This is a genomic window from Pseudomonas phytophila, assembly GCF_025643095.1.
Taxonomy (GTDB): Bacteria; Pseudomonadota; Gammaproteobacteria; order Pseudomonadales; family Pseudomonadaceae; genus Aquipseudomonas; species Aquipseudomonas quasicaspiana.
The window spans coordinates 5,125,908-5,151,629 of record NZ_CP081201.1 but is presented as its reverse complement, the minus strand read 5'-3'; the positions used below and the strand labels follow the sequence as shown (position 1 = coordinate 5,151,629).

General features: G+C 57.4%; 18 protein-coding genes. 6 read left to right on the top strand and 12 right to left on the bottom strand.

The annotated features are described in order from the left end of the window. Positions 1-39: 39 nt before the first annotated feature. The 3 genes from K3169_RS23305 (at position 40) to K3169_RS23295 (ending at position 2,497) form a co-directional block, all read left to right on the top strand. Positions 40-1,146: an OmpA family protein gene (locus tag K3169_RS23305; protein ID WP_263268221.1), complete on the top strand. Its 1,107-nt coding sequence runs from the start codon at positions 40-42 to the stop codon at positions 1,144-1,146. A gap of 67 nt (positions 1,147-1,213) precedes the next feature. Then, positions 1,214-1,861 carry a pyridoxamine 5'-phosphate oxidase gene (pdxH, locus tag K3169_RS23300; protein ID WP_263268219.1) on the top strand — a complete coding sequence of 216 codons (648 nt, stop codon included), beginning with the start codon at positions 1,214-1,216 and terminating at the stop codon, positions 1,859-1,861. Positions 1,862-2,032: 171 nt separating this feature from the next. Further along, positions 2,033-2,497: a glycine zipper 2TM domain-containing protein gene (locus tag K3169_RS23295; protein WP_027900841.1), complete on the top strand. Its 465-nt coding sequence runs from the start codon at positions 2,033-2,035 to the stop codon at positions 2,495-2,497. Positions 2,498-2,713: 216 nt separating this feature from the next. Here the strand turns inward: K3169_RS23295 and nhaA are convergent, their stop codons facing one another. The 4 genes from nhaA to K3169_RS23275 all read right to left on the bottom strand — a co-directional run bounded on the left by nhaA (position 2,714) and on the right by K3169_RS23275 (position 7,978). Then, positions 2,714-3,895, bottom strand: coding sequence for a Na+/H+ antiporter NhaA (gene nhaA / locus K3169_RS23290; RefSeq protein ID WP_263268216.1), 1,182 nt, complete (start codon positions 3,893-3,895; stop codon positions 2,714-2,716). Positions 3,896-4,089: 194 nt separating this feature from the next. After that, positions 4,090-5,700, bottom strand: coding sequence for an NAD(P)/FAD-dependent oxidoreductase (locus K3169_RS23285; RefSeq protein ID WP_263268214.1), 1,611 nt, complete (start codon positions 5,698-5,700; stop codon positions 4,090-4,092). Positions 5,701-6,636: 936 nt separating this feature from the next. Beyond that, positions 6,637-7,317, bottom strand: a complete 681-nt coding sequence (locus K3169_RS23280; protein WP_027900844.1) for a COG3650 family protein — start codon at positions 7,315-7,317, stop codon at positions 6,637-6,639. 61 nt (positions 7,318-7,378) lie between these two features. Then, a complete protein-coding gene (locus K3169_RS23275; protein WP_263268212.1) occupies positions 7,379-7,978 on the bottom strand; it encodes a short chain dehydrogenase in 600 nt (199 codons plus the stop codon). A gap of 113 nt (positions 7,979-8,091) precedes the next feature. On the opposite strand from K3169_RS23275, the gene K3169_RS23270 reads away from it, so the two are divergent. Then, entirely contained in the window at positions 8,092-9,015 is a 924-nt protein-coding gene (locus K3169_RS23270; protein WP_263268210.1) for a LysR family transcriptional regulator, read from the top strand. Between the two features lie 215 nt (positions 9,016-9,230). Here the strand turns inward: K3169_RS23270 and K3169_RS23265 are convergent, their stop codons facing one another. From K3169_RS23265 to K3169_RS23245, 5 genes are all read right to left on the bottom strand, one after another. Then, entirely contained in the window at positions 9,231-9,932 is a 702-nt protein-coding gene (locus K3169_RS23265; protein ID WP_027900847.1) for an ABC transporter ATP-binding protein, read from the bottom strand. Next, positions 9,933-10,700 carry a high-affinity branched-chain amino acid ABC transporter ATP-binding protein LivG gene (gene livG, locus K3169_RS23260; RefSeq protein WP_027900848.1) on the bottom strand — a complete coding sequence of 256 codons (768 nt, stop codon included), beginning with the start codon at positions 10,698-10,700 and terminating at the stop codon, positions 9,933-9,935. It abuts the gene before it with no gap. Then, a complete protein-coding gene (locus K3169_RS23255) occupies positions 10,697-11,953 on the bottom strand; it encodes a high-affinity branched-chain amino acid ABC transporter permease LivM (protein ID WP_122807300.1) in 1,257 nt (418 codons plus the stop codon). Before K3169_RS23255 ends, livG begins: the two co-directional genes overlap by 4 nt. After that, positions 11,950-12,879 (bottom strand): high-affinity branched-chain amino acid ABC transporter permease LivH, encoded by a 930-nt coding sequence (livH, locus tag K3169_RS23250; RefSeq protein WP_099270753.1) that lies wholly within the window; start codon positions 12,877-12,879, stop codon positions 11,950-11,952. Before livH ends, K3169_RS23255 begins: the two co-directional genes overlap by 4 nt. Before the next feature lie 216 nt (positions 12,880-13,095). Next, positions 13,096-14,223 (bottom strand): branched-chain amino acid ABC transporter substrate-binding protein, encoded by a 1,128-nt coding sequence (locus K3169_RS23245; RefSeq protein ID WP_099270752.1) that lies wholly within the window; start codon positions 14,221-14,223, stop codon positions 13,096-13,098. A 326-nt stretch (positions 14,224-14,549) separates the two neighbouring features. On the opposite strand from K3169_RS23245, the gene K3169_RS23240 reads away from it, so the two are divergent. Beyond that, on the top strand, positions 14,550-14,855 hold the full coding sequence (locus K3169_RS23240; RefSeq protein WP_231668170.1) for a DUF2288 domain-containing protein: 306 nt from the start codon (positions 14,550-14,552) through the stop codon (positions 14,853-14,855). 824 nt (positions 14,856-15,679) lie between these two features. On the opposite strand, the gene K3169_RS23235 is transcribed toward K3169_RS23240, so the two are convergent. Together K3169_RS23235 and K3169_RS23230 are read right to left on the bottom strand one after the other, a co-directional pair. Next, positions 15,680-17,749: a hypothetical protein gene (locus K3169_RS23235; protein ID WP_373562258.1), complete on the bottom strand. Its 2,070-nt coding sequence runs from the start codon at positions 17,747-17,749 to the stop codon at positions 15,680-15,682. Between the two features lie 369 nt (positions 17,750-18,118). Next, a complete protein-coding gene (locus K3169_RS23230) occupies positions 18,119-20,353 on the bottom strand; it encodes an EAL domain-containing protein (protein WP_231678231.1) in 2,235 nt (744 codons plus the stop codon). A gap of 280 nt (positions 20,354-20,633) precedes the next feature. Here K3169_RS23230 and K3169_RS23225 point away from each other — a divergent pair, with 280 nt between their 5' ends. After that, complete coding sequence (locus K3169_RS23225) at positions 20,634-22,028, top strand: spinster family MFS transporter (RefSeq protein ID WP_231678232.1); 1,395 nt, start codon at positions 20,634-20,636, stop codon at positions 22,026-22,028. Between the two features lie 634 nt (positions 22,029-22,662). Here K3169_RS23225 and rapA read toward each other — a convergent pair. Then, on the bottom strand, positions 22,663-25,509 hold the full coding sequence (rapA, locus tag K3169_RS23220) for an RNA polymerase-associated protein RapA (RefSeq protein ID WP_122397379.1): 2,847 nt from the start codon (positions 25,507-25,509) through the stop codon (positions 22,663-22,665). Between the last annotated feature and the right edge of the window lie 213 nt (positions 25,510-25,722).

Genomic DNA, 25,722 nt, shown 5'->3' with positions numbered 1-25,722 from the left:
CAAGTTCATTGTCTGTTTACTACTTTTTGTGGGTCATCCATGTCATCCAATAAAAGCCTCGCAATCGCCCTTTGCCTCGCCGTAACCGGCTGTGCGCAAACGCCAAAAAATGATTCCGCTGACGCTGGCAACAGCTGGTGGTCGTTCGGCTCTGACAAGGTTGCCGACGCAGCACCTGTCAAATCCCCGGAAAAAGCTCCTGCCGCTGCTCCGACTGCTGCTGCCAAGCCTGCTGCTCCAGTAGCCAAGGCCGAGAGCGGCACTCATTGGTACTGGCCGTTCGCATCCAGTGACAGTGCCGAGCCAAAAGCTGAAGTGGCTGCAGCACCCGCCGCCAAACCAGCGGACAAGAGCGTGCCGCCGCTGATTGCCAAGAGTGAAACCGATAGCAAGTGGTGGTGGCCGTTCGGCGGCGACAAGAAAGAAGAAGCCAAGGCAGTGCCCAAGGTTGATCCTAAAGTGACTCAGGCCTGGCTGGATGACTACGAGCCACGCCTGCGCCTGGCCATCAAGGACAGCCCGTTCGAACTTGAGCGTCGTGAAGATGTTCTGGTGATCACTGCCCCTGTAGACAGCTCGTTCAACCCTGATCGTCCGGCCATGTTGCTGCCAGTGACACTGGGCCCGATCACGCGTCTGGCCAAACTGGTTGAAGCTGATCCGAAAACCGCTGTTCTGGTATTGGGTCACGCGGACACCACCGGCGCAGCCCCGGCGAATCAGAAAATCAGCCAGGAACGCGCCCAGTCGGTTGCGGCTATTTTCCGCCTCAGTGGTCTGGAGCGTAATCGCCTGAGCCTGCGTGGCATGGGCGCCGTCATGCCCCGTGCGGCCAATGACAGCGCTGAAGGTCGCAAGCTGAACCGTCGTGTGGAAATCGTCATGACGCCGGAAAACACCATGCTCGCGCTGATGAGCAAATACGCCTTGCCGCCAGCGCCGACCATGGTTGCTGCTCAAGACGTCAAACCAGCGCCAGCCGTTGCTCCTGCGCCAGCCAAAGCAGCACCGGCCAAGAAAGCTGGTGCGAGCAAGCCTTCTGCCAAGAAAGCCGCTCCGGCGAAAAAGGCGACGCCCGCCAAGGCTGCTCCTGCCAAGGCCGCAGTGAAGAAGAAACCTGCGGCTACCGATCAGGCCAGCAACTAAAACACTCGCAGACTCGCGCCTGAATGCGCGAGTCTGCGACGTTGTTTTTCAATCAAGGAAAGACGTCATGACCCAGTCTCTGGCCGACATGCGCCGTGACTATGCCCGCGATGGTTTGACTGAAGCGCAGGCGCCCGATGAGCCGTTCGCGCTCTTTCATCAATGGTTTGCCGAGGCGGTCAAAACCGAGCAGGCACCTGTTGAGGCCAATGCGATGACGCTGGCGACGGTTGATGATCAAGGCCGTCCACATTGCCGCATTCTGTTGCTCAAGGGCCTGGACGCTGAAGGCTTCACGTTCTTCACCAACTACGACAGCGCCAAAGGGCAGCAACTGGCAGCACGTCCGTTCGCGGCGATGACGTTCTTCTGGCCGACGCTGGAGCGTCAGGTACGGATTGAGGGGCAAGTGGTGAAAGTCACTCCCGAAGAGTCCGACGCCTATTTTCAGGTGCGTCCTTTGGGTAGCCGTCTTGGGGCCTGGGCTTCACCTCAAAGTCGGGTTATCGCCGATCGCTCCGAGCTTGAAGGGATGATTAAAGCCACCGAGCAACGCTTCATGGACATCCAGCCGCATTGCCCTGATCACTGGGGTGGTTACCGTCTGCTGCCTGAGCGCATCGAGTTCTGGCAAGGCCGTCCAAGTCGTCTGCACGACCGTCTGAATTATCGCCTTGTGGACACACAGTGGACGCGCGAGCGTCTGGCTCCTTAGCCGCCTGTTAACCCATCGGTTTGTTTGAATTATTCAGCGGCCAACTCGTCCTAGAGTTATGGCAGCCGGTGCTGTATACCGCCTGAATGAAAATAAATTAACGAGGCGCGGCACGTGACAGCGCTCACAGCGCAGAGTCTAATGGCTGCATGTTCCTCTGGAGATACCTTTATGCGTAAGTCTGTTCTGCTGGTTGCCACGTTCACTGCTTTGGCCATGACCCTCACTGGCTGCATGTCGAACCTGACTGGCGACTCTTATTCCCGTGACGAAGCGCGGACAGTGCAGACCGTTCGCCTGGGCACCATCGAATCTCTGCGTCCGGTCAAGATCGAAGGCAGCAAGACGCCAATCGGCGCGGGTGCTGGCGCGGTCGTCGGTGGCGTAGGCGGCAGTGCAATCGGTGGTGGCCGTGGCAGCATCGTCATGGCCGTTATCGGTGCGGTAGCGGGTGGCTTGCTGGGTTCTGCCACTGAAGAAGGTCTGACCCGTACCCAGGGCGTTGAAATCACTGTGCGTGAAGACGATGGCTCTATGCGTGCTTACGTGCAGCAAGTTCAGGAAAACGAGATTTTCCGGGTGGGCGAGCGCGTTCGCATCATGACCGTCAACGGTACCAGCCGCGTCTCTCATTGAGTGACTGCACCGTTTCAGTAGCGTCTTGAAACATAAAAACCCGATCCTGGTGATCGGGTTTTTTGTGGGTGATCGTTGGTGACTTTGGCGTCACGCTGTTTCCTGTGTCGCGCAGCAAATGCTTTCCCTGTAGGAGCTGCCGAAGGCTGCGATGCGTTCATCCTGACATACCGCTATCGCAGCCTTCGGCAGCTCCTACAAAAGATTAATTTCAATTCAACGGACTGGATTTTTCCGACTGCTGACTGCCATGACGGCATAACCGATAAAGGCCGCGAGTATCGAACCGGTCAGAATCCCCATGCGATCCACGCCCGCGTATTCGCTACTGCATGGCACATACGCCAGCGAGCCGACGAACAGGCTCATGGTGAAACCAATCCCGCAGAGAATCGAGACACCCAGCACCTGACCCCAGTTGGCTCCGCTGGGGAGTTTGGCGATACCGATCCTGATCGCAAGCCAGGTGAGACCAAACACGCCAACAGTCTTGCCCAGCAGCAAGCCAGCTGCGATGCCCATTGGCACATGATGGGTGAAGCTTTCCAGTGTCACGCCACTCAGGGAGACGCCAGCGTTGGCAAAGGCGAATAGCGGCAGAATGCCGTAAGCGACCCAAGGATGCAGCGCGTGTTCCAGGGTCAGCAGTGGTGATGAGTCGTGGTCAACTGTGCGCAAAGGAATACAGAACGCCAACACCACGCCCGCGAGCGTCGCATGCACACCGCTTTTGAGTACGCATACCCAAAGCAGCAAACCGATCAGCAGATAAGGGCCCAGCTTACGTACGCCTAACCTGTTCATCGCAATCAACGCCACGATCGAAGAGCCCGCCAGGATCAGCGACAGGTTCGACAGTTCGCCTGAATAGAACAGCGCGATGACGATGATCGCGCCGAGGTCATCGATGATCGCCAGCGTCATCAGAAACAGCTTGAGCGACACCGGGACTCGCTTGCCCAGCAACGCCAGCACGCCCAGCGCGAAGGCAATGTCGGTGGCCATGGGAATAGCCCAGCCATTCATCGCCGCCGCATCGCCTTTGTTCAGCGCCCAGAACACCAGCGCCGGAATCACCATGCCGCCAATGGCCGCCGTGCCCGGAAGAATGATCTGCGAGGGGCGTGAAAGATGGCCCTCCAGAACTTCCCGTTTAACCTCCAGGCCTATCAGCAGAAAGAACAGCGCCATCATCCCGTCATTGATCCACAGCAATAGCGGCTTGGCGATTTTTACAGCGCCGATCTGCGCCACAACGGGGGTGTCGAGGAACGCGTTATACATCCACGACAGCGGCGAGTTATTGATGAGCAGCGCCAACGCAGCGGCGGCGATCAATAACAGACCACCCGCCGCTTCAAGCTGGAAAAAACGAGTGACAGTAATACGCAGAGGCAAGGTTTGCGCTCCCATCCAACAAAAAGGAGCGACACCCTAACCCGGACTTCCCGTCGTTAAAACAAAAGTTATATTCGTTTTTGTTCTAAGCGGAATGACCGATTTAGAGTGTTTCCGAGTCTGTCAGTTAGTGCGTTTTTGGTGGTAGGAAGATTCTTTTTGTGGTGTGGGAATCTTCTGAAATCTCACTTGGATCAGACTTCGATACCCAAGATGCTTCTTGCTAAAGCCTCAGCGATTCGAATGCCATCAACCCCGGCTGACAAGATGCCTCCGGCGTAACCTGCACCTTCACCGGCTGGAAACAGGCCTTTGACGTTCAGGCTTTGCATGCTTTCGTTTCGGGTGATACGCAATGGCGCAGAAGTACGGGTTTCGATCCCGGTCAGTACGGCGTCATGCAGGGCAAAACCTTTGATCTGCTTATCGAACGCTGGCAGTGCTTCACGAATGGCTTCGATGGCATAAGCGGGCAGGGCGTCTGCCAGGTCCACCAGCTTGACGCCCGGCTTGTAGGATGGCTCTACGCTACCGAGTGCCTGCGATGTTTTGCCTGCAATGAAATCACCAACCAACTGCGCAGGCGCTTCATAAGTGCTTCCGCCCAGCACATAGGCGTGGGATTCAAGACGCTCTTGCAGTTCGATGCCCGCCAGTGGGCTGCCCGGATAATCTTCGGGGGTAATACCGACCACGATGCCTGAGTTGGCATTGCGTTCGTTACGTGAGTACTGGCTCATGCCGTTGGTGACGACGCGATTGGGTTCAGACGTCGCGGCCACCACCGTACCGCCCGGGCACATGCAGAAGCTGTACACCGAACGACCGTTTTTGGCGTGGTGAACCAGCTTGTAATCGGCCGCCCCCAGTTTTGGATGCCCGGCGTACTTGCCCAGGCGAGCGCGGTCGATCAGCGATTGTGGGTGTTCAATGCGGAAGCCCACGGAAAACGGCTTGGCTTCCATGTAAACGCCACGGCTGTGGAGCATCCTGAATGTGTCACGAGCGCTGTGCCCCAAGGCCATGATCACGTGCCGGGAGTCGATACGCTCGCCACCGTCGAGCACCACACCCTGCAGTTGGCCGTTGTCGATCAGCACGTCGGTCACGCGTTGCTCGAAGCGCACTTCACCGCCCAGCGCTTCGATCTGGTGACGCATGTTTTCCACGACGCCAGTCAGCCGGAATGTACCGATGTGGGGTTTGCTGACGTAGAGAATTTCCTCAGGTGCGCCAGCTTTGACGAACTCGTGCAGGACCTTGCGACCGTGAAATTTCGGGTCCTTGATCTGGCTGTAGAGCTTGCCGTCGGAGAAGGTCCCGGCGCCGCCTTCGCCAAACTGCACGTTGGACTCGGGGTTCAGCACGTTCTTGCGCCACAGGCCCCAGGTATCTTTGGTGCGCTGACGGACTTCCTTGCCGCGCTCAAGGATGATCGGTTTGAAGCCCATCTGTGCCAGCAGCAGCCCCGCGAAAATCCCGCAGGGGCCGAAGCCGACGACCACTGGGCGTTCGGTCAGTCCTTCTGGCGCATGGCCAACGACTTTATAGCTGACGTCTGGCGCGGGGTTGAGATGACGATCATCGGCAAGACGCAAAAGCAGGGCGGCTTCATCCCGCACTTCGAAATCGATGGTGTAGATGAAGCACAGCTCGGAGGACTTTTTGCGCGCATCGTAGCTGCGCTTGAACAGGGTGAATTCCAGCAGTTCATCGCTGGCGATGCCCAAGCGCTGCAGGAGGGCGGGACGCAGGTCTTCGTCCGGGTGGTCGATCGGCAGCTTGAGTTCGGTGATTCGTAACATGAAAAAATCCAGTTTCCGGGCCGCAGGATCAGCCCGACAGCGCTACAAGAACCGGGGATTATAAGACACATTGGGGGGAGGCGGGGTGGTGGGTTGTCTTGAGTTTGATGGTTACGCTATTAGGGGGGCGAACACATTTATGCCGTGATTTTTGCGTACATATCCGTTGCTGGGTAACGGCTAATATTGGTTGCGCCCTTACGGCGCCTCACTTTTGAGCGCAAAAGTAAGCAAAACGCTCTTGCCCCACCACTAGGTGCCTCGCCTAGGCTCGGCATACCCGGAATCCGACATTGCTGCGTGGGGCCGCCGCCACCGGCCATCCATGGCCTGAGGCGGCTAAACCGGCATCCCTGCCGGTTTGCCCCACGCAGCAATATCGAATTCCGGCCGGCGTGGTTTAACGGGGCGCCTAAGATCAAAATCAAAAGCAGATCAAAAGCAGATCAAAAGCAGCGGTTTCACATCTGACCGGTAGGAGCGAACTTGTTCGCGAGACGTCACCACAACCAACGCATTCGACATCTGACACACCGCTTCGCAGCCTTCCGCAGCTCCTACAGAAGACCGGAAAGCTCAAACAACCAGGTCGGCTGTCAGGCCGCCGCGCTTTTGATTTTGATCTGGGGCGCCCCGTTAAACCACGCTGGCCGAACGCAGATTCTGAAGCGTGGGCAACCCGGCAAGGATGCCGGGTTAGCCGCATTGGGCCATGGATGGCCCGTTGCGGCGGCCCACGGTTCAGGATCTGCGGGCGGGTACACCGAGCGACAGCGAGGTGCCGAGTGGTGGGGCAAGAGCGTTTTGGTTACTTTTGCGCTGTTCAAAAGTGACGCGCTGTAAAAGCGCAACCAATACCAGCCGTTACCCCAAAAACGGATATGTACCCAAAACCACTAAATGCCACGATAAAGATGACGCCGATCTCAAACGAGATCAATCATCTCGCGACCCGCCGTAATACCCGCAACCCCGCGCGGTCTCGCCGTTGATTCGCAACTCGGCAGTCAAATGCTGCACCGAGCCATCCACGCTATCAACGCAACGCTGTGGCGCAACCCAGAGCTCCATCTTGTTGCCGTTGGCCTCACTGCTGACGCTGAACCGCCCATCTGGCAGTTGCTCTTCCACATACGGCACGGCAATGGAGTCTTTGCCCTGACGCTCAATAACCATCCCTTTGCCACTGACGTTAACGTTCCACGCCGGTTTGTTACCGTTGACGTGCAACGTCAGACGCTTGAAATTGGGGTCCTCACAGGCCTGACCTGCGCGTTCGACGCGGTACACCTGACGCAGGTCCAGCTGGCCATCGCTGTCGACCGCTTTACTGGCGACGAACACACCGCGCAGGTCGGCGAAGACCTTGCCGGAGCTGTCCGCCAGGGAAGTCGCTTCCTGCAGGATGCCAGTATTGCCGCCGTCCTTGACCACGTAACGACGCTGCTCATTACACGGCTGGAACATCAGCTTGCCGCTATCGCCGGTCAGATTGCCCTGCATGCGAATCCAGCCAGCCTTCGAGACGGGGTCTGAACCGGAGTGAGAGGCAAGCATCTGGCAGCCAGCGAACAGTGGCAACAGCGCGACGAGCAGAGCGGAACGAACAGCAAACATTGAGTGGTCTCCAGACATGTGCCGCCACGTTACTCAGCCTGCGGCCCCATCACAAGAGGCATTAACCAACGTGATACGTCTGACCGGTCTGCAGGCCCTCGACACTTTTTGCGTAAGCCAGCGCTACATCGGTTGCGGGCACCGGTTTGAAACCCCGGAAATAAGGCGCATAGCTGTCCATGGCTTCAACCAGAACATTAGGGCTGACCGAGTTGACCCGCATGCCGCGTGGCAACTCTATGGCCGCTGCCCGGACAAAGGCGTCGATGGCACCATTGACCAGACTGGCCGAACTACCCGAACGGATCGGATCGTGACTGAGTACACCGGTAGTGAACGTGAACGACGCGCCGTCGTTGGCGAACTCCCGACCGATCAGCAGCAGGTTGACCTGGCCCATCAATTTGTCCTGCAAGCCCAGAGCGAAGTCGCTTTCAGTCATTTCGGCCAGCGGCGCGAACTTCACATTGCCTGCGGCGCAGACCACTGCATCGAATCGGCCTATCCGTTCGAACAGTTTTCGGATTGAAGCGCTGTCACTAATATCCACCTGCTCTTCTCCACTTTTGCGGCCTGCGCGGACGATCTCGTGACGTTGGGCCAGTTCCTGGGCGATGGCCGAGCCAATGGTGCCACTTGCACCAATCAATAAAATTTTCATGCTGTCGCTCCGAAGATTCATTCATGGATGTCGAGGGACAGTGTAGGGTCGCTATTTGCCGTCGATAAGCGTGCTAATAGGCAACCTTTGGTTCTCATAGGGAAACAATAACAGTGAGCGAAATTGATGACCTGGCAGCCTTTGCGGTACTGATCGACGCGGGAAGTTTCACGGCTGCTGCGGCCCGTCTGGGTTGCAGCAAAGGTTACCTGTCCAAGCGGATCAGCCAGATGGAGCAGGCTTATGGCGTGATGCTGCTGCACCGAAGCACCCGCAGCCTCAGCCTCACTTCTGCTGGCGCAGCGTTGTTGCCGCAAGGGCAGCAGTTGTTGGCCAGCATGGAGCGGGCGCGCAATATCGTTGAGCTGATGCGCGATGACATGGTGGGTCAGGTACGTGTCACGGCCCCGGTGTCTTTGGGGGAGACGTTTTTTGAAGGCTTGCTCATGGAGTTTTCTGCGCAATACCCGCAAGTTAAGGTCGAGCTGGAGCTCAATAACGCTTTTCGTGACCTGCGTCGCGATGGTTTTGATCTGGCTATCCGCTCCCATGTGGCCAGTGACGAACGCCTCGTCGCCAAGCCGTTGCTTGCCATGCAGGAGCTGACGTGTGCCAGCAGTGCTTATTTACAACTTCATGGACAGCCAAATAGCCCTCACGAGCTGATTACGCACAGTTGCCTGCTGAACAGTCATTACAGCGGTCGCAACGAGTGGCTCTATCACCAGAACCATGAGCTCACCAGGGTTCAGGTCAACGGTACGTTCGCCAGTAATCATTACGGTTTATTGAAGAAGGCGGCACTGGTGGGTGCCGGGATCGCCCGATTGCCGTCGTACATGGTGCATGCCGAGATCAACGACGGTCGCTTGCACTGGCTGTTCCCCGATTATCAGACCAGTACTTCGCCGTTGTTTCTGGTGCACCCGTATGAAGGTGAATTACCCAAGCGCATGCAGGTGTTGGCCGATTATCTGTTGAGCTGGTTTCAGCGCAGCAGTGCGGCGCTGGAGCGGTTGGGGGTGGGGGATACCTGAAGGGGGCTGCCGCCTGAATTAGCTCTTGACCTCGTAGGACCGGCTTTAGCCGGGAGAGCGGCATTTCTGGCGAAAGAAGTCTGGTGAATGTTCCGACGCCCTCCCGGCTAAAGCCGGTCCTACGGGATTGCGCCTCGCTCCCACAGGCTCTGAGCCATCCGGTAATTTCTCATAAAAAAACGGCCCGAAGGCCGTTTTCTTATTGCAGCAAATCATCAACCGCCCAAATAAGCATCACGCACTTTCGGGTCAACCAGTAGCTCTTCACCGGTGCCTTGCATCACCACACGACCGTTTTCCAGCACATAGGCCCGGTCGGCGATCTTCAAGGCCTGGTTGGCGTTTTGCTCGACCAGAAACACCGTCACGCCATCACGACGCAGTTGTTCGACGATCTCGAAAATCTGCTGAATGATGATCGGCGCCAAACCCAGTGAGGGCTCGTCCAGCAACAGCAGCTTGGGCTTGCTCATCAGCGCACGGCCGATCGCGAGCATTTGCTGTTCGCCGCCGGACATGGTGCCGCCGCGTTGGTTGAAGCGTTCTTTCAGGCGCGGGAACAGGTGCAGGACTTTGTCCATCTGCTCCTGATAGTCGTCCTTTTCTGTGAAGAAGCCGCCCATGGCGAGATTCTCTTCCACGGTCAGACGCGCAAACACGCGACGACCTTCCGGGACCACGGCGATGCTTTTACGCATGATCACCGATGATTCCAGACCGACCAGTTCTTCACCCATGTAACGGATGCTGCCGCTGTGGGCGCGGGGCGAACCGCACAAGGTCATCAGCAGCGTGGATTTACCCGCACCGTTGGCACCGATGAGCGTCACGATCTCGCCCTGGCGCACGTCTACATTGACGTCGTGCAAGGCCTGGATCTTGCCGTAGAAGGTAGAAACGTTTTCGAATTGCAGCATTTACGCTTCCCCCAGGTAGGCTTTGATCACTTCAGGATTATCGCGGATCTGTGCCGGCGTGCCGTCAGCCAGCGGTGTGCCCTGATTGATCACCACAATGTGGTCGGAAATGCTCATCACCAGCTTCATGTCGTGTTCGATCAACAGAACAGTCGCGTTGTGATCGTTACGCAGTACGCCGATCAAAGCCTTGAGGTCTTCGGTTTCCTTCGGATTCAGACCTGCAGCCGGCTCGTCGAGCATCAGGATGCGCGGACGGGTCATCATGCAGCGGGCGATTTCCAGACGGCGTTGCTGACCATAGGCGAGGGTGCCCGCCGTACGGTTGGCGAACTCCTTGAGGTTGACCGCTTCCAGCCAGTGAGCAGCATATTCCATGGCCTCCTGCTCACTGCGACGGAACGCCGGAGTGCGGAACAGGCCGGACAGGAAATTGGTGTTCAGGTGACGGTGCTGTGCAACCAGCAGGTTTTCCAGTGCCGTCATTTCCTTGAACAGGCGCACGTTCTGGAAAGTCCGCACCACGCCTTTGCGGGCGATCTGATGACCGGCCAGACCTTGAATCGGCTCGCCGTCGAGCAGAATGGTGCCTGCGGTTGGCTTGTAGAAACCGGTCAGGCAGTTGAATACCGTGGTCTTGCCAGCGCCGTTGGGACCGATCATCGACACGACTTGTTTCTCATTGACGGTCAGGCCTACACCGTTGACCGCCAGCAGACCGCCAAAGCGCATGCTCAGGCCGCTGACTTCGAGGATTGGGCGGCTCATTTGCGCAGCTCCATGTGTGGACGTTGCATGGGCAGCAGACCTTGAGGACGCCAGATCATCATCAGCACCATCATGGCGCCGAACATCAACATGCGGTATTCGCTGAACTCACGCATCAGTTCAGGCAGCAGGATCATGACGATGGCCGCGAGGATTACGCCCAGTTGCGAGCCCATGCCACCCAATACGACGATGGCGAGAATGATCGCCGACTCGATGAAGGTGAACGACTCCGGCGTGATCAGGCCTTGGCGAGCGGCGAAGAAGCTGCCTGCGAAACCGGCAAATGCTGCACCCAGGGTGAAGGCCGACAACTTGATGATGGTCGGATTCAGGCCCAGCGCACGGCAGGCGATTTCGTCTTCACGCAACGCTTCCCAGGCACGACCGATAGGCATGCGCAGCAGACGGTTGATGACGAACAGCGCAGCCAGTGCCAGCAGCAGAGCAACCAGATACAGGAAGATTACTTTGTTGATCGAGTTGTACGGCAGCCCGAAATACTCGTGGAAGGTCTGCATGCCTTCAGCCGCTTTACGCTCGAAAGACAGCCCGAACAGGGTCGGTTTCTCGATGTTGCTGATGCCGTTCGGGCCGCCGGTGAGGTCGGTCATGTTGCGCAGCAGCAGGCGGATGATTTCGCCGAAGCCCAGGGTCACGATGGCCAGATAGTCGCCGCGCAGACGCAATACCGGGAAGCCCAGCAGGAAGCCGAACAGCGCCGCCATCATTCCCGCAATCGGCAGGCAGATCCAGAAACCCAGGCCGAAGTAGTGGGAGAGCAGGGCGTAGCTGTAAGCACCCACGGCATAGAAGCCGACGTAGCCCAGATCCAGCAGACCGGCCAGACCGACCACGATGTTCAGGCCCAGGCCGAGCATCACGTAGATCAGGATCAGCGTGGCGATATCCACCGCGCCTCGGGAGCCGAAGAACGGCCAGACCAATGCGACCATTACCAGGCCGAGAATGATCCAGCGCTGGGTGGAGGGCAGGCTCAGGAAGTTGCTGGCCTTGGCTGGCACCAGTGGCATATTCGGTGAGGAGCGCCATGCCGCAGTGATCTGCTCATTGAACAGCACGCGCAGGAACATCGCGATGGCGCCGGCAATAATCACGCTCACGGTGGTGGTACTGGCACCAATGACGGCCAGTTTGACGCCGACGATTTCCAGCTTCAGTCCGAAAACCGGGTAGGCCACGGCCAGCACCAGCAAGGCGCTGAAAAACGCCGATTTGAGATTTTTGGTCATACTTTTTCAACCTCCGGACGGCCGAGCAGGCCGGTCGGCCGGAACAACAGCACCAATACGAGAAGACCGAACGCCACCACATCCTTGTATTGGTCGCCGAAGATATCGGCACCAAACGCTTCTGCCACGCCGAGCACCAGACCACCGAGCATCGCGCCCGGGATACTGCCGATACCGCCCAGTACCGCTGCGGTGAAGGCTTTGATGCCGACCAGGAAGCCCGCGTTGGGGTTGATCACGCCGTACTGCATGCTCAGCAATACGGCAGCGACCGCCGCCAGTGCTGCACCGATGACGAAGGTCAGGGCAATAATGTTGTTGGTGTTGATACCCAGCAGGTTGGCCATCTTGATGTCTTCCGCACAGGCACGGCAGGCGCGACCCAGACGGGAGCGGGAGATGAACCAGGTCAGGCCGAGCATCGCGATCAGTGTCACGACGAAGATCAGCACCTGCATATAGGAAATCACGACTTCATGGGTGCTGGCCGAGCCAAACACGAAGTTGCCGGGAATCAGGTTGGGGATCGATTTATCTTTTGAGTCCTGAGACAGCAGAACCGAGTTCTGCAGAAAGATCGACATACCAATGGCAGAGATCAGCGGGATCAGACGGTTACTGCCACGCAGCGGTCGATAGGCCACGCGTTCGATGGAATAACCGTAGGCGCTGGTGACGACGATACTCGCGACAAACGCTGCAGTGATAACCAGCGGCAGGCTGTCGATACCCATCATGGTCAAACCGGCGATGGCGATGAAGGCGACGTAGGAACCGATCATGTACACCTCGCCGTGGGCGAAGTTGATCATGCCGATGATGCCGTAGACCATCGTGTAACCGATGGCGATCAAGGCATAGGTGCTGCCAATGGTCAGACCATTAACCAGCTGTTGGAAGAAGTGATAGATATCTATCTCGGGCATTACAGCGTGCTCCTAAAAACCTGCTCTATGTTTCACTGGTGAAGTCTTTGGCCGCTTGCACGTCGTGGTATGTGTCCACGTTGGATACAAGCCCAGTGAATCACTGGTGACGGTTTCAAGATGGTCAGCGACAGTTGGTCTTGTGGATCACCTGCGCTCGTAAAACAAAGCCCACTGCGGTTGCAGTGGGCTCTGGATTCAACTTATGGCGAATGCTTACTTCACAGGCGCTTCAGTTTTGGTGCCGTCTTTGTGCCAGGTGTAGACCACGAATTTGAAGTCTTTCAGGTCACCCTTGTCATCGAACGACAGGTCGCCGGTTGGCGTCTTGAAGGTGCCAGCGTGGATAGCTTTGGCCACTTTGTCAGTGTCTTCGCTTTTCGCAGCGGTGATACCGTCAGCGATCACTTGAACTGCAGCGTAAGCCGGGAACACGAACGGACCGCTTGGATCTTCTTTCTTGGCCTTGAACGCTTCAACCAGAGCCTTGTTGGCCGGATCCTGGTCGAACGAAGCAGGCAAGGTGACCAGCAGGCCTTCGGACGCATCCTGAGCGATCTGCGAGATCGACGCGTTACCCACGCCTTCCGGACCCATGAAACCGGCTTTCAGACCTTTTTCCTGAGCTTGACGCAGGATCAGGCCCAGTTCCGGGTGGTAACCGCCGTAGTAAACGAAGTCGACGTTGGCTTGTTTCATCTTCGCGATCAGCGACGAGAAGTCTTTGTCGCCAGCGTTGATGCCTTCGAACAGCGCGACTTTTACGCCGTCTTTTTCCAGCGTCTGCTTGACGGCAGTGGCGATGCCTTCACCGTACTGTTGCTTGTCGTGGATGACGGCGACGGTTTTAGGTTTGACCTGTTTGGCGATGTAGTTGCCAGCCGCCGGGCCTTGCGCACTGTCCAGACCAATGGTGCGGAAGATCAGCTTGTAGCCACGTGCAGTGATTTCCGGGCTGGTTGCAGCCGGAGTCACCATGATGATGCCTTCGTCTTCGTAGATGTCCGAAGCCGGTTGGGTGGAGCTGGAGCACAGGTGGCCGACCACGAACTTGACGCCGTCGTTGACGACTTTGTTGGCTACCGCGACCGCTTGTTTCGGATCGCAGGCATCATCGTATTCAACGACTTCGAGTTTCTTGCCATCGACGCCGCCTTTGGCGTTGATCTGCTCAATGGCCATTTTTGCGCCGCTGAACTGCATGTCGCCGTACTGGGCAACTGCGCCGGTCTTTGGACCTGCGATGCCGATCTTGATGGTGTCTGCTGCGAACGAATGGCTGGCAACCCCCGCCATAACCAATGCGGCAAACAGCCTGGAAAGCTTCTTGGTACCCTTAGTCATGATGCTCCACTCTTGTGTTTTAATTTTTATAATCCTGATGCCTAGGCAGCGGGACCGGATTTTAAACACCGATCAGCCCCCCGGCAAACTGTACCGGAACAGTTTAGAGCGCCGGTCAATGGCTTGAATAGCTAGCCGCAGGGGGCAAAAACGATCAATGTCGCTTAATCGTAAGAAAGATACAGAATCATGCGGTTCGACCTGTCCAATCGACCTCTAAACCCCTGGTTTTCCTGATCTTCCCTGCAATCAATTACTTGTATCTGGGTTTGTCTTGAGCGGACTCGGCGCTATCATTCGCGTCGATTTTCTTTTCGGTGAAACCCATGAGCGAAGAACCAAGCACCCTCTATGCCAAACTGCTCGGCGAAACGGCATCAATTACCTGGACCGAGCTTCAGCCGTTCTTTGCGCGAGGTGCCCTGTTGTGGGTCGAGCCGACGCTGGATTTGATCGAGGTGGCAGAGGCGGTTGCGCAGAACGAAGCGGATAAAGTCAGTGCATGGCTTGCCAGTGGTGAAGTCGGCAAGGTGGCTGAAGCCAAGGCGCTAGAGCTTGTGGAGCGTGATCCGGTGCTCTGGGCCGTTGTGGTGGCACCCTGGGTTCTGGTCCAGGACAGGGCGCCCGCTTAGTTAGCGATCTTTTTTGGTGCGAAATGCGGGTTCAAGTGGGAAGTCTGGTAACTGCGGCCGGGGTTTCGGGGTAGCGAAATATCTCAACAGGCTGCGCAGAATCTCTTGGAGATTTCATGGCAAGCCTCTTGGCTCAATTCCCCCGTGGGAGATTCTATGTTGGCCCGCGAACACAAATCTGTGGGAGCGAATTCATTCGCGAAGAGGCCGGTACATTCGATGTATGTGTGCCGTCAGGAATGCCGCCTCCTCGAATGAATTCGGTCCCACAGGCTCTTCATGAGGCCGAGTCGTGCGCAATCCCGTGGGAGCGAATTCATTCGCGAAGGGGCCGGTAGATTCGATGTATCTGTGCCGTCAGGAATGCCGCCTTCCCGAATGAATCCGGTCCCACAGGCTCTTCATGAAGCCGAGTCGTGCGCAATCCCGTGGGAGCGAATTCATTCGCGAAGGGGCCGGTACATCCGATGTATCTGTGCCGTCAGGAATGCCGCCTCCCCGAATGAATTCGGCCCCACAGGCTCTTCATGAAGCCGAGTCGTGCGCAATCCCGTGGGAGCGAATTTATTCGCGAAGGGGCCGGTAGATTCGATGTATCTGTGCCATCAGGAATGCCGCCTTCCCGAATGAATTCGGCCCCACAGGCTCTTCATGAAGCCGAGTCGTGCGCAATCCCGTGGGAGCGAATTCATTCGCGAAGGGGCCGGTACATCCGTATCGACTGAAACACCGCCTTCCCGAATGAATTCGGTCCCACAGGTCAATCATGGGCCTGAGATCGTGGCTAACCTGTGAGCACGGTGCTGATTCGCAAGTCGCCGGCGTTACTTAACCCCGTAATCCGTCTTGCCCGTATGCTGATTCAGTGAAATGACCCGGGTCTTGCCGATGCGGTGACGATAAATTTCGCGCAGGTATTTGACGGCCTTCTTCACGCTCTCGCGAGAGATGCGGATGTCATTGATCGAGACAAACCTGGATTTGTCTTCGATCAGCTCGCGGTACTTCTTTTCGTACATCGGCTTGATCGCGTACCAGTTGGTGTCGAGGATCTTGGCCGGGTTCTCGTATTCGTTCAGCAATTCATCAACGCGGTCTTCGTCAAATTCTTCGCTGACGATGAAGTCCAGAATCGCGTTGTCCAGTGTGTCGTCGAAACGGTACTGGTTTTTCGCGAAGCAGCGCTTGATGAACGCCACGATCAGGGTCAGGAAGTCATCCGAAAGGCACGGACTTTTCGCGATCAACGTCGTCAGCGACAAGTTGGCCGACGCGCCGATCACCAATGCATAACGCTTGAGCGTGGTGTTGGGGAACAGGCTGTTGAGGTGCGTCTTCAGCCGGTTCAGGTCCATATAGGACAGCTTGTAGTCTTTGGGCAGGGAGACGATGGACACCACCGACGAGCAGTTCTTGAAGAAGTGCAGGTCGTGGAGTGCCGCGGCGTCGTAGCCCGAAGTCTTGTACTGATCCAGTGCCGCACGATAACGCTTGGACTCGATCGGCAACAGGCTGATGCCTTCAATGGCCTGGGTCACTTTGTTGAAGTGTGGCAGGTCAATGGAGCGGAAGAACAAGTCATCAATGTTCAGGCGTGGCGGTTCTTTTTCGAACACCTTGAACTTGTCAGAACCTGGCGCCGGACTTTCCGGGACCACCGATTCGGCATAGGCAATCGCCACCGGGCCCGCCAGACTCATGAACAGGTCGTTGGCATCCAGACGAATCGTCTCGCCGATATCGATGCCTGCGCGTCGGAAGTAGTTCTGGTCGTAGTCAGTCGTCACCGCCTGAGCGGTGAGAATGTTGAAGATCTGCTGCGAGATGTACTGGTTGGCGTGACGCTCCATGGCGTTCACGTCAATGTTCTCGATGTTGCCGTCGTCGCTGGCTTCGGCGTAGCGCATGATGTCATTGGAGATCAGCATCATGGCGTTCCAGGGGCGAATACGGCCCATGACGCTGGCTTCGCTGCTGTCTTCGTTTTCGAAGTTGTATGAGAAGTCCCATTCTTCCGACAGGTATTTGCACAGCAGGCGACCAGCGTTGATGTGCAGGGCTTCGGACATTTCGCTGCGGTGATCGGAAATGTTCGGGAGCACGCAAATGCCGCTGGTGAAGATCGGCTCGAACACAAAGGACCGGCCACGCTTGCTGTCGTTTTCGTCAGTCGGCCGGGTGTCGAACGTCTTGTTCATGTACGAGAACTGTTGCGCCAGACCGAACTCGGAGGCCATGCCTGAACCGGTACCGCCACCCGCACTGAAGATGTAGAAATACAGCCGCGATTGGTTGGCCTTGATGCCGCACGAGTCGATCAGGTACGAGTGAATCAGTTTCCAGTCAGCGCTGGAGAAGTGGTTGGTGTCCTTGTTCAGGATGATCTTGGCCAGATACTGACCGAGAATCGGGGCGTTGCCCGCACCGCCGGCATGAACCTCTGAAAGGTCCATGATCTTCATTTTGCTGTAGTCGTTGATGAACCCGCTTTTCTCGCCCTTGCGCGAGAAACGGATGCGACCGGCAATGTCTTTGTCCAGGTCGCCGAGCATAACCAGTGGCTCGACCAGAAAAACTGGCTTGCTCGCTTTGTTTTGCACCAGTCGCAGGTTGTTGCGGATCCAGCGGACCGGGCTATAGCGCTTGTCTTCGCTCAGACGGTCTTCATTTTCGAACTGATTGAGATAGAACTTGCGTGCGTTGTAGACCAGTTCGGCAACATCCAGAGCAATGTTGGAACCGCAGCGCCCCAGACCGATCAGGCATACCGAGGGGAACTGCTGTTCGCTGCGCAGGACGTTGTCTTCGATATGGGCAGGTTGCGGGAAAACCGAATCGCGCAGACCATCAAGGTTATCCAGGATGCGATCTGTGTCGGTTTCCGTGAAATACATGTACTGCTGAGCGGGAACTGGCTTGGGCTGATAGTAGGTGCCCGGAAGGCCGGTGGCCTTTTCGGCAGCGAGTGCATTTAATGGTCCGTATATCGCACCAGCAGAATCATTCTTATTGGTCATCGTGCGCCATTAGCCTGGGGAGGGCGGCGATGCAGCAGCTGTCATCGCGCCGTCGCTGATAGAGAAATCACGACGTTGCAGTGCGGTTTTTTCAAGAACGATAGGGAAACCCCTATTCAAGAAAAGGGCACGCTCGGTCTGGTCCAGTAAATAGATCGGCGAGCGTACGGGAACCTTTAGCTATTTCAGGCTCAAGAATTGAACCCGGTCAGTTTTTTGCTGTCCCGTCTTTCCCGTACCATTCAGTTAGCGCGCGGGTCCGTGACTCCACTTTTCCGGCATGGGGTTTTGCTGAACAGTCTTCGGGGCGTTCTGGCTGGCGGTTTTACGTTGGTTAAGCTTCTGCACCAGCGGCAGGATTTGCTCAAGGGGCTGTGGCCGACTGACCAGATAGCCCTGAATATAATCGCAGCCATACTTGCTGAGAAACTCCTTCTGCTGCGACGTTTCCACGCCCTCGGTCACGACCTTCAATCGCAGGGTATGGGCCATTACGATGATTGCCTGAACGATTTCCATGTCCTGGGCTGAGCCCGGAATATCGAGAATGAAAGAGCGATCAATCTTGACCGTATCCAGCGGCAGGCGCTTGAGGTAGGCCAGGGATGAGTAGCCTGTGCCGAAATCATCAATGGACAGCGAAACACCCAGGCAGCGGATTTGCTTGAGCAAGCCAATGGTGGTGCTGATATTGCCCATAAGTGCGTTCTCGGTGACCTCCAGCTCCAGACGCCGTGCGGGAACATTGGCTTGTCGCAAGGCGCGCTGGATGTCATCGATCAGCGTTTCCCGGGTCAGGTTAAGCGCGGAGCAATTGACCGCAATAATCAGATCGTCGAGACCATTGCCGGACAGTTGCCCAAGGTCGTGGCAGGCGCGGCGCAGCACCCAGTTATCAAGATCGGCGATCAGGCCGTTGGTCTCGGCTATCTCGATGAACCGGTCCGGCGTCAGCAAGCCATGCTGCGGGTGCTCCCAGCGCACCAGTGCTTCGAGCTTGGACACCTGGCCGGTGCTGAGATCAACGATGGGCTGGTAATAGACCTGCAGGCCGTTTTCTTCAAGCAGCGCGTTGCGCAGTTCCTCCTCCAGTTGCAGCTCCAGACTGGCTTTGGTCTTGAGGTTGGGGCTGAAAAAGTGCGCCCGGTTGCGGCCGTTGCCTTTGGATTGATAGAGCGCCAGGTCGGCGTGCTTGAGCAGTTCGTCGCAAGTCTGGCCGTCCTGCGGGAAGATACTGATGCCGATACTGGTGGTCATGACCATATGCCGCCCGGCCAGGGCGATCGGTTCTTTCATCTTTTGCATGACCCGATTGGCCAGTTGCTCGGCTTCTTCGTAGTTGTGCAGGCTGATCAGAATGCAGAACTCATCGCCGCCAAAGCGGGACACCACATCATCGCCACGTGTCGCACTGCGAATGCGCTCGGCGATCGCCTTGAGAAGATCATCGCCCGCATCATGCCCAAGGCTGTCGTTGATACGTTTGAAATGGTCGATGTCGAGGAACATCACCGCCATCATTCCGCCGCTGGCGTGATGGTCGGTCAGTTTCTCGGCAAAAGTCTGGTTGAAACCACGGCGGTTGAGCAGGTTGGTCAGTGCGTCGTAATGCGCCACCTGCTGCAGCGACATGCGTGCCTGATCCAGTTGGCTGAGCAATGCGTTCACGCGGCGCAGGTCGTGTTCCTTGCTTTGCAGTTTCTTGTCAGCCATCGACGCGCTGAGGCTGCCCGCGATAATCAGCAGGGCGATGATCGCGATAGTCAGGCCCAGTTGCATGGCGTTTTCGGGAGCTGCCGATTCGAGTGGAATATTTTCGGGAAGCACCAGATTCAGCGACCACATGCCGATCATGTGGGTACCCAGCAAGCCCGCCCCGAGCAACATGCTGGCGCCGTATTTGAGCATCTGGTGGAACATGCCGCTGCCCTGACGCAGATAGCTGGGCATTAGCAGAAACACTGCGCCACATAGAATGGACATCAGAATCGAGAGCCCGAACGGACCGGGCTGATAGTACTGAACGGCAGGTGAGCGCAACGCCGACATGCCGACGTAATGCATGATGACCACGCCAAGGCCAATACCAATAGCGCTGAGCAGCCATTGACCGGGTCCGATGACTTCGTGGCTGATGGCTTTGATCGCGAACGCGCCAGCAATGGCCGCAATAAACAGCGAAGCAATGGTTGTGGGAAGGTCGTAGCTGACCTTCATCGGCGTTTCGAACGCGAGCATCCCAATGAAGTGCATAGCCCATGCGCCGCCCGCCAGGCACAGCGCGCCGAGCACTTGCCAGCGTTGCCGACTCTGCTGGTTTTCCGAATGAATGATGCGTTCGCCGATATCCAGCGTCGCCAGGCATGCAGCTGAAATGACGCCGAAGGACAGCGCCATGAGAAAAAGGTTATGCGTACAGTCCAGTAGCAGCATCCCGTCGTGGGATTGACCGGACATCAAGTGCAAACCAAGCCATTCCATAGCGGGCCCCATGTATTCAATGCCAGGGTCGCCAAATCCATGAATGGTGGCGAGTCGATGTCAGTATAGGAGTTGCGCTAAGTGTGCCAACTGGAAAGGGCTGAGGGGTTCAATCAATTTGGAATTAACATAATAGCGATTAGTTATAAGCCTATGCCGCTGCCTCAATGCCAGGTCATCTCTTTCGCGAATGTTTACAGACAGCTATTCGATGGCGCCCTAGATTGACTAGTGATGTCCAGCTTCACGCGTTTTTATAACAATAAAAAGGAGCCCCACCATGCAAGGCACCCCGCAGCCTTTGTCTCCACAGGCGTCCAATGCCTGGCGTGTTCTGTTTTTGCTGTTTCTGGCCAACCTGTTCAACTTTTTTGACCGCACCATTCCGGCAATCATCATTGAGCCGATTCGCATGGAATGGCACTTGAGTGATTTCCAGTTGGGAATCATCGGTACTGCGTTCACGTTGGTGTACGCCATCGCGGGTCTGCCTCTGGGGCGTATGGCCGACAACGGCTCGCGCAAGAAAATCATGGGCTGGGGCCTGGCAGTGTGGAGCGGGCTGACGGCGGTCAACGGCCTGGCGGGCAGTTTCTGGACTTTTCTATTAGTGCGAATGGGCGTCGGTATTGGCGAGGCCAGCTATGCACCGGCGGCCAACTCGCTGATCGGTGATTTGTTCCCCGCCCATCGACGCGCCCGGGCCATGGGCATTTTCATGTTGGGGCTGCCTTTGGGATTGTTGCTGGCGTTCTTCACCATCGGTGCGATGGTGACAGCCTTCGATAGCTGGCGGGCCCCGTTTTTCATTGCGGCTGTGCCGGGGTTGGTGCTGGCGTTATTCATGTTTTTCATCCGTGAACCCAAGCGGGGTGCTGCGGAAAGTGTGCGCATGTCCGAGGAGAAAATCGAAAAGCCGATTCGTCGCGTGCTCTCGGTGCCGACTTTTGGCTGGCTGGTGCTGGCCGGGCTGACGTTCAACTTTGCGACCTATGCGTGCAACTCTTTCATGGTGCCGATGCTGCAACGTTATTTTCTGCTGCCCTTGCACGACGCTGCGGTGGCGACCGGGATGATTGTCGGTGTGACGGGGTTGATCGGGTTGACGCTGGGCGGTTGGGTTGCTGACAAATTGCATCAACGTTTCGCCAACGGCCGGCTGTTGTTCGCGGCGGGCAGCATGTTGATTGCGACGCTGGCGACCGGCTATGCGTTGCATGCGGGCCGCATTGAAATCGGTGTGTTCGTGGGAGTTTTCAGCCTGGGGTGGCTGTTTGCATACAACTTCTACACCTGCGTCTACACCGCGATTCAGGATGTGGTCGAGCCCAGGTTGCGGGCGACGGCGATGGCGTTGTTTTTCGCGGGGCTGTATTTGCTGGGCGGCGGGCTGGGTCCCGTGGTGGTCGGTTTGCTGTCAGATCACTTCGCCCATTCGGCCATGGCTGCAGCGGGCGCTGAGCAGATGAGCGAGGTTTACAAGGCGGTTGGTCTGCATGACGCGATGTATCTCATCCCGGTGGCGCTGTTCATGACGCTGGTATTTTTATACCTGGCGTCGCGGTGTTTCAGTCGGGATGCAGCGAGGATGAAGGCGGGGATGGTGGCGGATGAGCCGGGCGAGAATGAATGCGATGAGGCTTCTGTTGGAGCGAGGCTTGCCCGCGAAGAATGAATACGCGGTTTATCTGAATCACCTCATTGACGGCTTCGTTGGAATGCCGCCCAGATCAAGCCTAGCTCCAACAGAGTATGCGATCTTCTGTGGGAGCCGGGCTTGCCCGCGATAAGGCCAGCGCAGTAGGCAGATATACCGCGTTATCGTTTATCGCGAGCAAGCTCGGCTCCCACAGGACCGGTGGTGATCGTGGGGGCTGAGCTTGCTCGCGAAGAGCGAATAAGTGGATTGCATTGACGGCTTCGCGGCAAACCTCGCTCCAACAGGGTATGCGATCTTCTGTGGGAGCCGGGCTTGCCCGCGATAAGGCCAGCGCAGTAGGCAGATACACCGCGTTATCGTTTATCGCGAGCAAGCTCGGCTCCCACAGATCCGGTGGTGATCGTGGGGGCTGAGCTTGCTCGCGAAGAGCGAATAAGTGGATTGCATTGACGGCTTCGCGGCAAACCTCGCTCCAACAGGGTATGCGATCTTCTGTGGGAGCCGGGCTTGCCCGCGATAAGGCCAGCGCAGTAGGCAGGTATACCGCGTTATCGTTTATCGCGAGCAAGCTCGGCTCCCACAGATCCGGTGATGATCGTAGGAGCTGAATTTGCTCGCGATTGGGGCGCGGTGATTTATCGCCAGGCCATTAACCCGCCACCAACACCCGAATCGCTTCAAGGCGCAACGCTGCCTTGTCCAGCATGGCCAGTCCTTGCTCGCGCTGTTCGCGCAACGCGACCAGTTCGCTGTCGCGCACGGTTGGGTTAACGGCTTGCAGCGCGGTCAGACGGGCCAGTTCTTCGTCGGTGTCCGCTGCCAGACGACGTTGGGCTTCAGCAACGCGTTCGGCATGTTTCGGGGCGATCTTCGCTTCACCGGCGTTGATCTGCGGGTTCAGCGTGTCGCGCTGAGCCTGAATGAATTTGTTGGCGCTGGCACGTGGCACGCTTTCCAACTGATCATTCAACGTGGTGAAGGACACGCGCCCCGACAGGTCGTTGCCGTTGCCATCAAGCAGGCAGCGCAGGGCGGCCGGTGGCAGGTAGCGACCCAGTTGCAGCGAGCGCGGTGCAACCACTTCACTCACATACAGCAACTCCAGCAAGACAGTGCCGGGCTTGAGCGCCTTGTTCTTGATCAGCGCCACGGCGGTGTTACCCATCGAGCCGGACAGCACCAGGTCCATGCCGCCTTGCACCATCGGGTGTTCCCAGGTGATGAACTGCATGTCTTCACGAGACAGCGCCTGGTTGCGGTCGTAAGTGATGGTCACGCCTTCGTCGTCGCCGAGCGGGAAGCTGGCGTCGAGCATCTTCTCGCTGGGGCGCAGGATCAGGGCGTTTTCCGAATGGTCTTCGCTGTCGATGCCGAACGCATTGAACAGGGTTTCCATGTAAATCGGCAGAGTGAACTGATCGTCCTGCTCCAGAATAGCTTCGACCAGTGCTTCACCTTCGCCAGCGCCGCCAGAGTTGAGCTCCAGAAGGCGATCGCGGCCGGTGTGCAGTTCGCTTTCCAGTCGCTCGCGTTCGGTACGCGCCTCATCAATTAGCACTTGCCACTCATCGTCGTCACCGCTTTCCAGCAACGGCAGCAGGCGTGGGCCGAACTGATGTTGCAGGGCGTTGCCGGTCGGGCAGGTATTAAGGAAGGCGTTCAGCGCTTCGTGATACCACTGGAACAGGCGCGCTTGCGGGCTGGTTTCCAGGAATGGCACGTGCAGTTCGATGGTGTGTTTCTGGCCGATCCGGTCCAGACGACCGATACGCTGCTCCAGCAGGTCCGGATGTGCAGGCAGATCGAACAGCACCAGATGGTGAGCGAACTGGAAGTTGCGACCTTCACTGCCGATTTCCGAACAGATCAGTACTTGAGCACCGAACTCTTCGTCAGCGAAGTACGCGGCAGCGCGGTCGCGTTCGAGGATGTTCATGCCTTCGTGGAAAACCGTGGCCGGAATGCCGGAGCGCACGCGCAGGGCGTCTTCCAGATCCATCGCGGTCTCGGCGTGAGCACAGATCACCAGTACCTTGACGCGCTTGAGCATTTTCAGGGTATCGATCAGCCAGTCGACACGCGGGTCGAACTTCCACCAGCGTTCTTCTTCGCTGGCGTCCGGCTGTGCCTGGAAGCTGACTTCCGGATACAGGTCTGCGTGTTCGCCAAGCGGCAGTTCCAGGTATTCAGCCGGGCAGGGCAGTGGATACTGGTGCAGGTTGCGTTCCGGGAAACCTTGCACTGCGGCACGGGTATTACGGAACAGCACCCGGCCAGTGCCGTGGCGGTCAAGCAATTCGCGGATCAGGCGCGCACTGGCTTCTTCGTCGCCGTCATTGACGGCCGCCAGCAGGGTTTCGCCTTCAGCACCCAGGAAACCATGGATGGTCTTGTGCGCTTCAGGTGAGAGGCGGCCCTTGTCGAGCAGTTGCTGCACGGCTTCAGCGACCGGGCGATAGTTTTCGCTCTCGGCGCGGAACGCATGCAGATCATGGAAACGGTTTGGATCAAGCAGGCGCAGACGCGCGAAGTGGCTGTCCTGGCCCAGTTGTTCCGGAGTGGCGGTCAGCAGCAGTACGCCCGGGATGACTTCAGCGAGTTGCTCGACCAGCGAGTATTCAGGGCTCGCCTTGTCTTCATGCCAGACCAGATGGTGAGCTTCGTCGACGACCAGCAGGTCCCAGCCAGCAGCAAACAGTGCGTCCTGAGCTTTCTCGTCTTCGACCAGCCATTCCAGCGCAACCAGCGCCAGTTGAGTGTCTTCGAACGGGTTGCTGGCATCGCTTTCGATAAAGCGTTCGGCATCGAACAGGGCGACCTGCAGGTTGAAACGGCGGCGCATTTCCACCAGCCATTGGTGCTGAAGGTTTTCCGGCACCAGAATCAGAATGCGGTTGGCGCGGCCCGAAAGCAGCTGGCGATGGATAACCAGGCCGGCTTCGATGGTTTTACCCAGACCCACTTCGTCCGCCAGCAGAACCCGCGGCGCAATACGATCAGCCACTTCACGGGCGATGTGCAACTGGTGCGCGATGGGTTGCGCACGCACGCCACCCAGGCCCCAGAGAGAGGACTGCAATTGGCGGCTGGTGTGTTCCAGGGTGTGGTAGCGCAGAGAGAACCAGGCCAGCGGGTCGATTTGCCCGGCAAACAGGCGGTCGGTCGCCAGACGGAACTGGATGAAGTTCGACAGCTGGGTTTCCGGCAGGGTGACGGCTTCGTTTTGCGCGTTCAGGCCGTGGTAGACCAGCAGGCCATCAACGTCATCGACTTCACGGACGGTCATCTTCCAGTTTTCGAAGTGAGTGATCACATCGCCTGGAGAGAAGCGCACGCGCGTCAAAGGTGCATTTCGCAGTGCGTACTGACGTGTGTCGCCAGTGGCCGGGTAGAGCACGGTCAACAAGCGGCCGTCCTGTGCCAGAACGGTGCCCAAACCCAGCTCGGCTTCGCTGTCGCTAATCCAGCGTTGCCCCGGTTGATACTGCTGCGCCATGCTGCCTGTCTCCCGCTTTGAAAAAGCCGACTATGTTAACGGAACACGCTGCCCAGGCCAAAGGTACAGTGACAAAACACCTGTATTTAAACGCCCTTGCAACAATTTAAGCCTGTTAAAGGCACTAGTTACCAAAAACAGAGTCGAAAGTTTCTCATTTACGGGGTCAAGTCGGTAGACGCTTGGCCGACATCCACTCAAAAGGAGAACTAA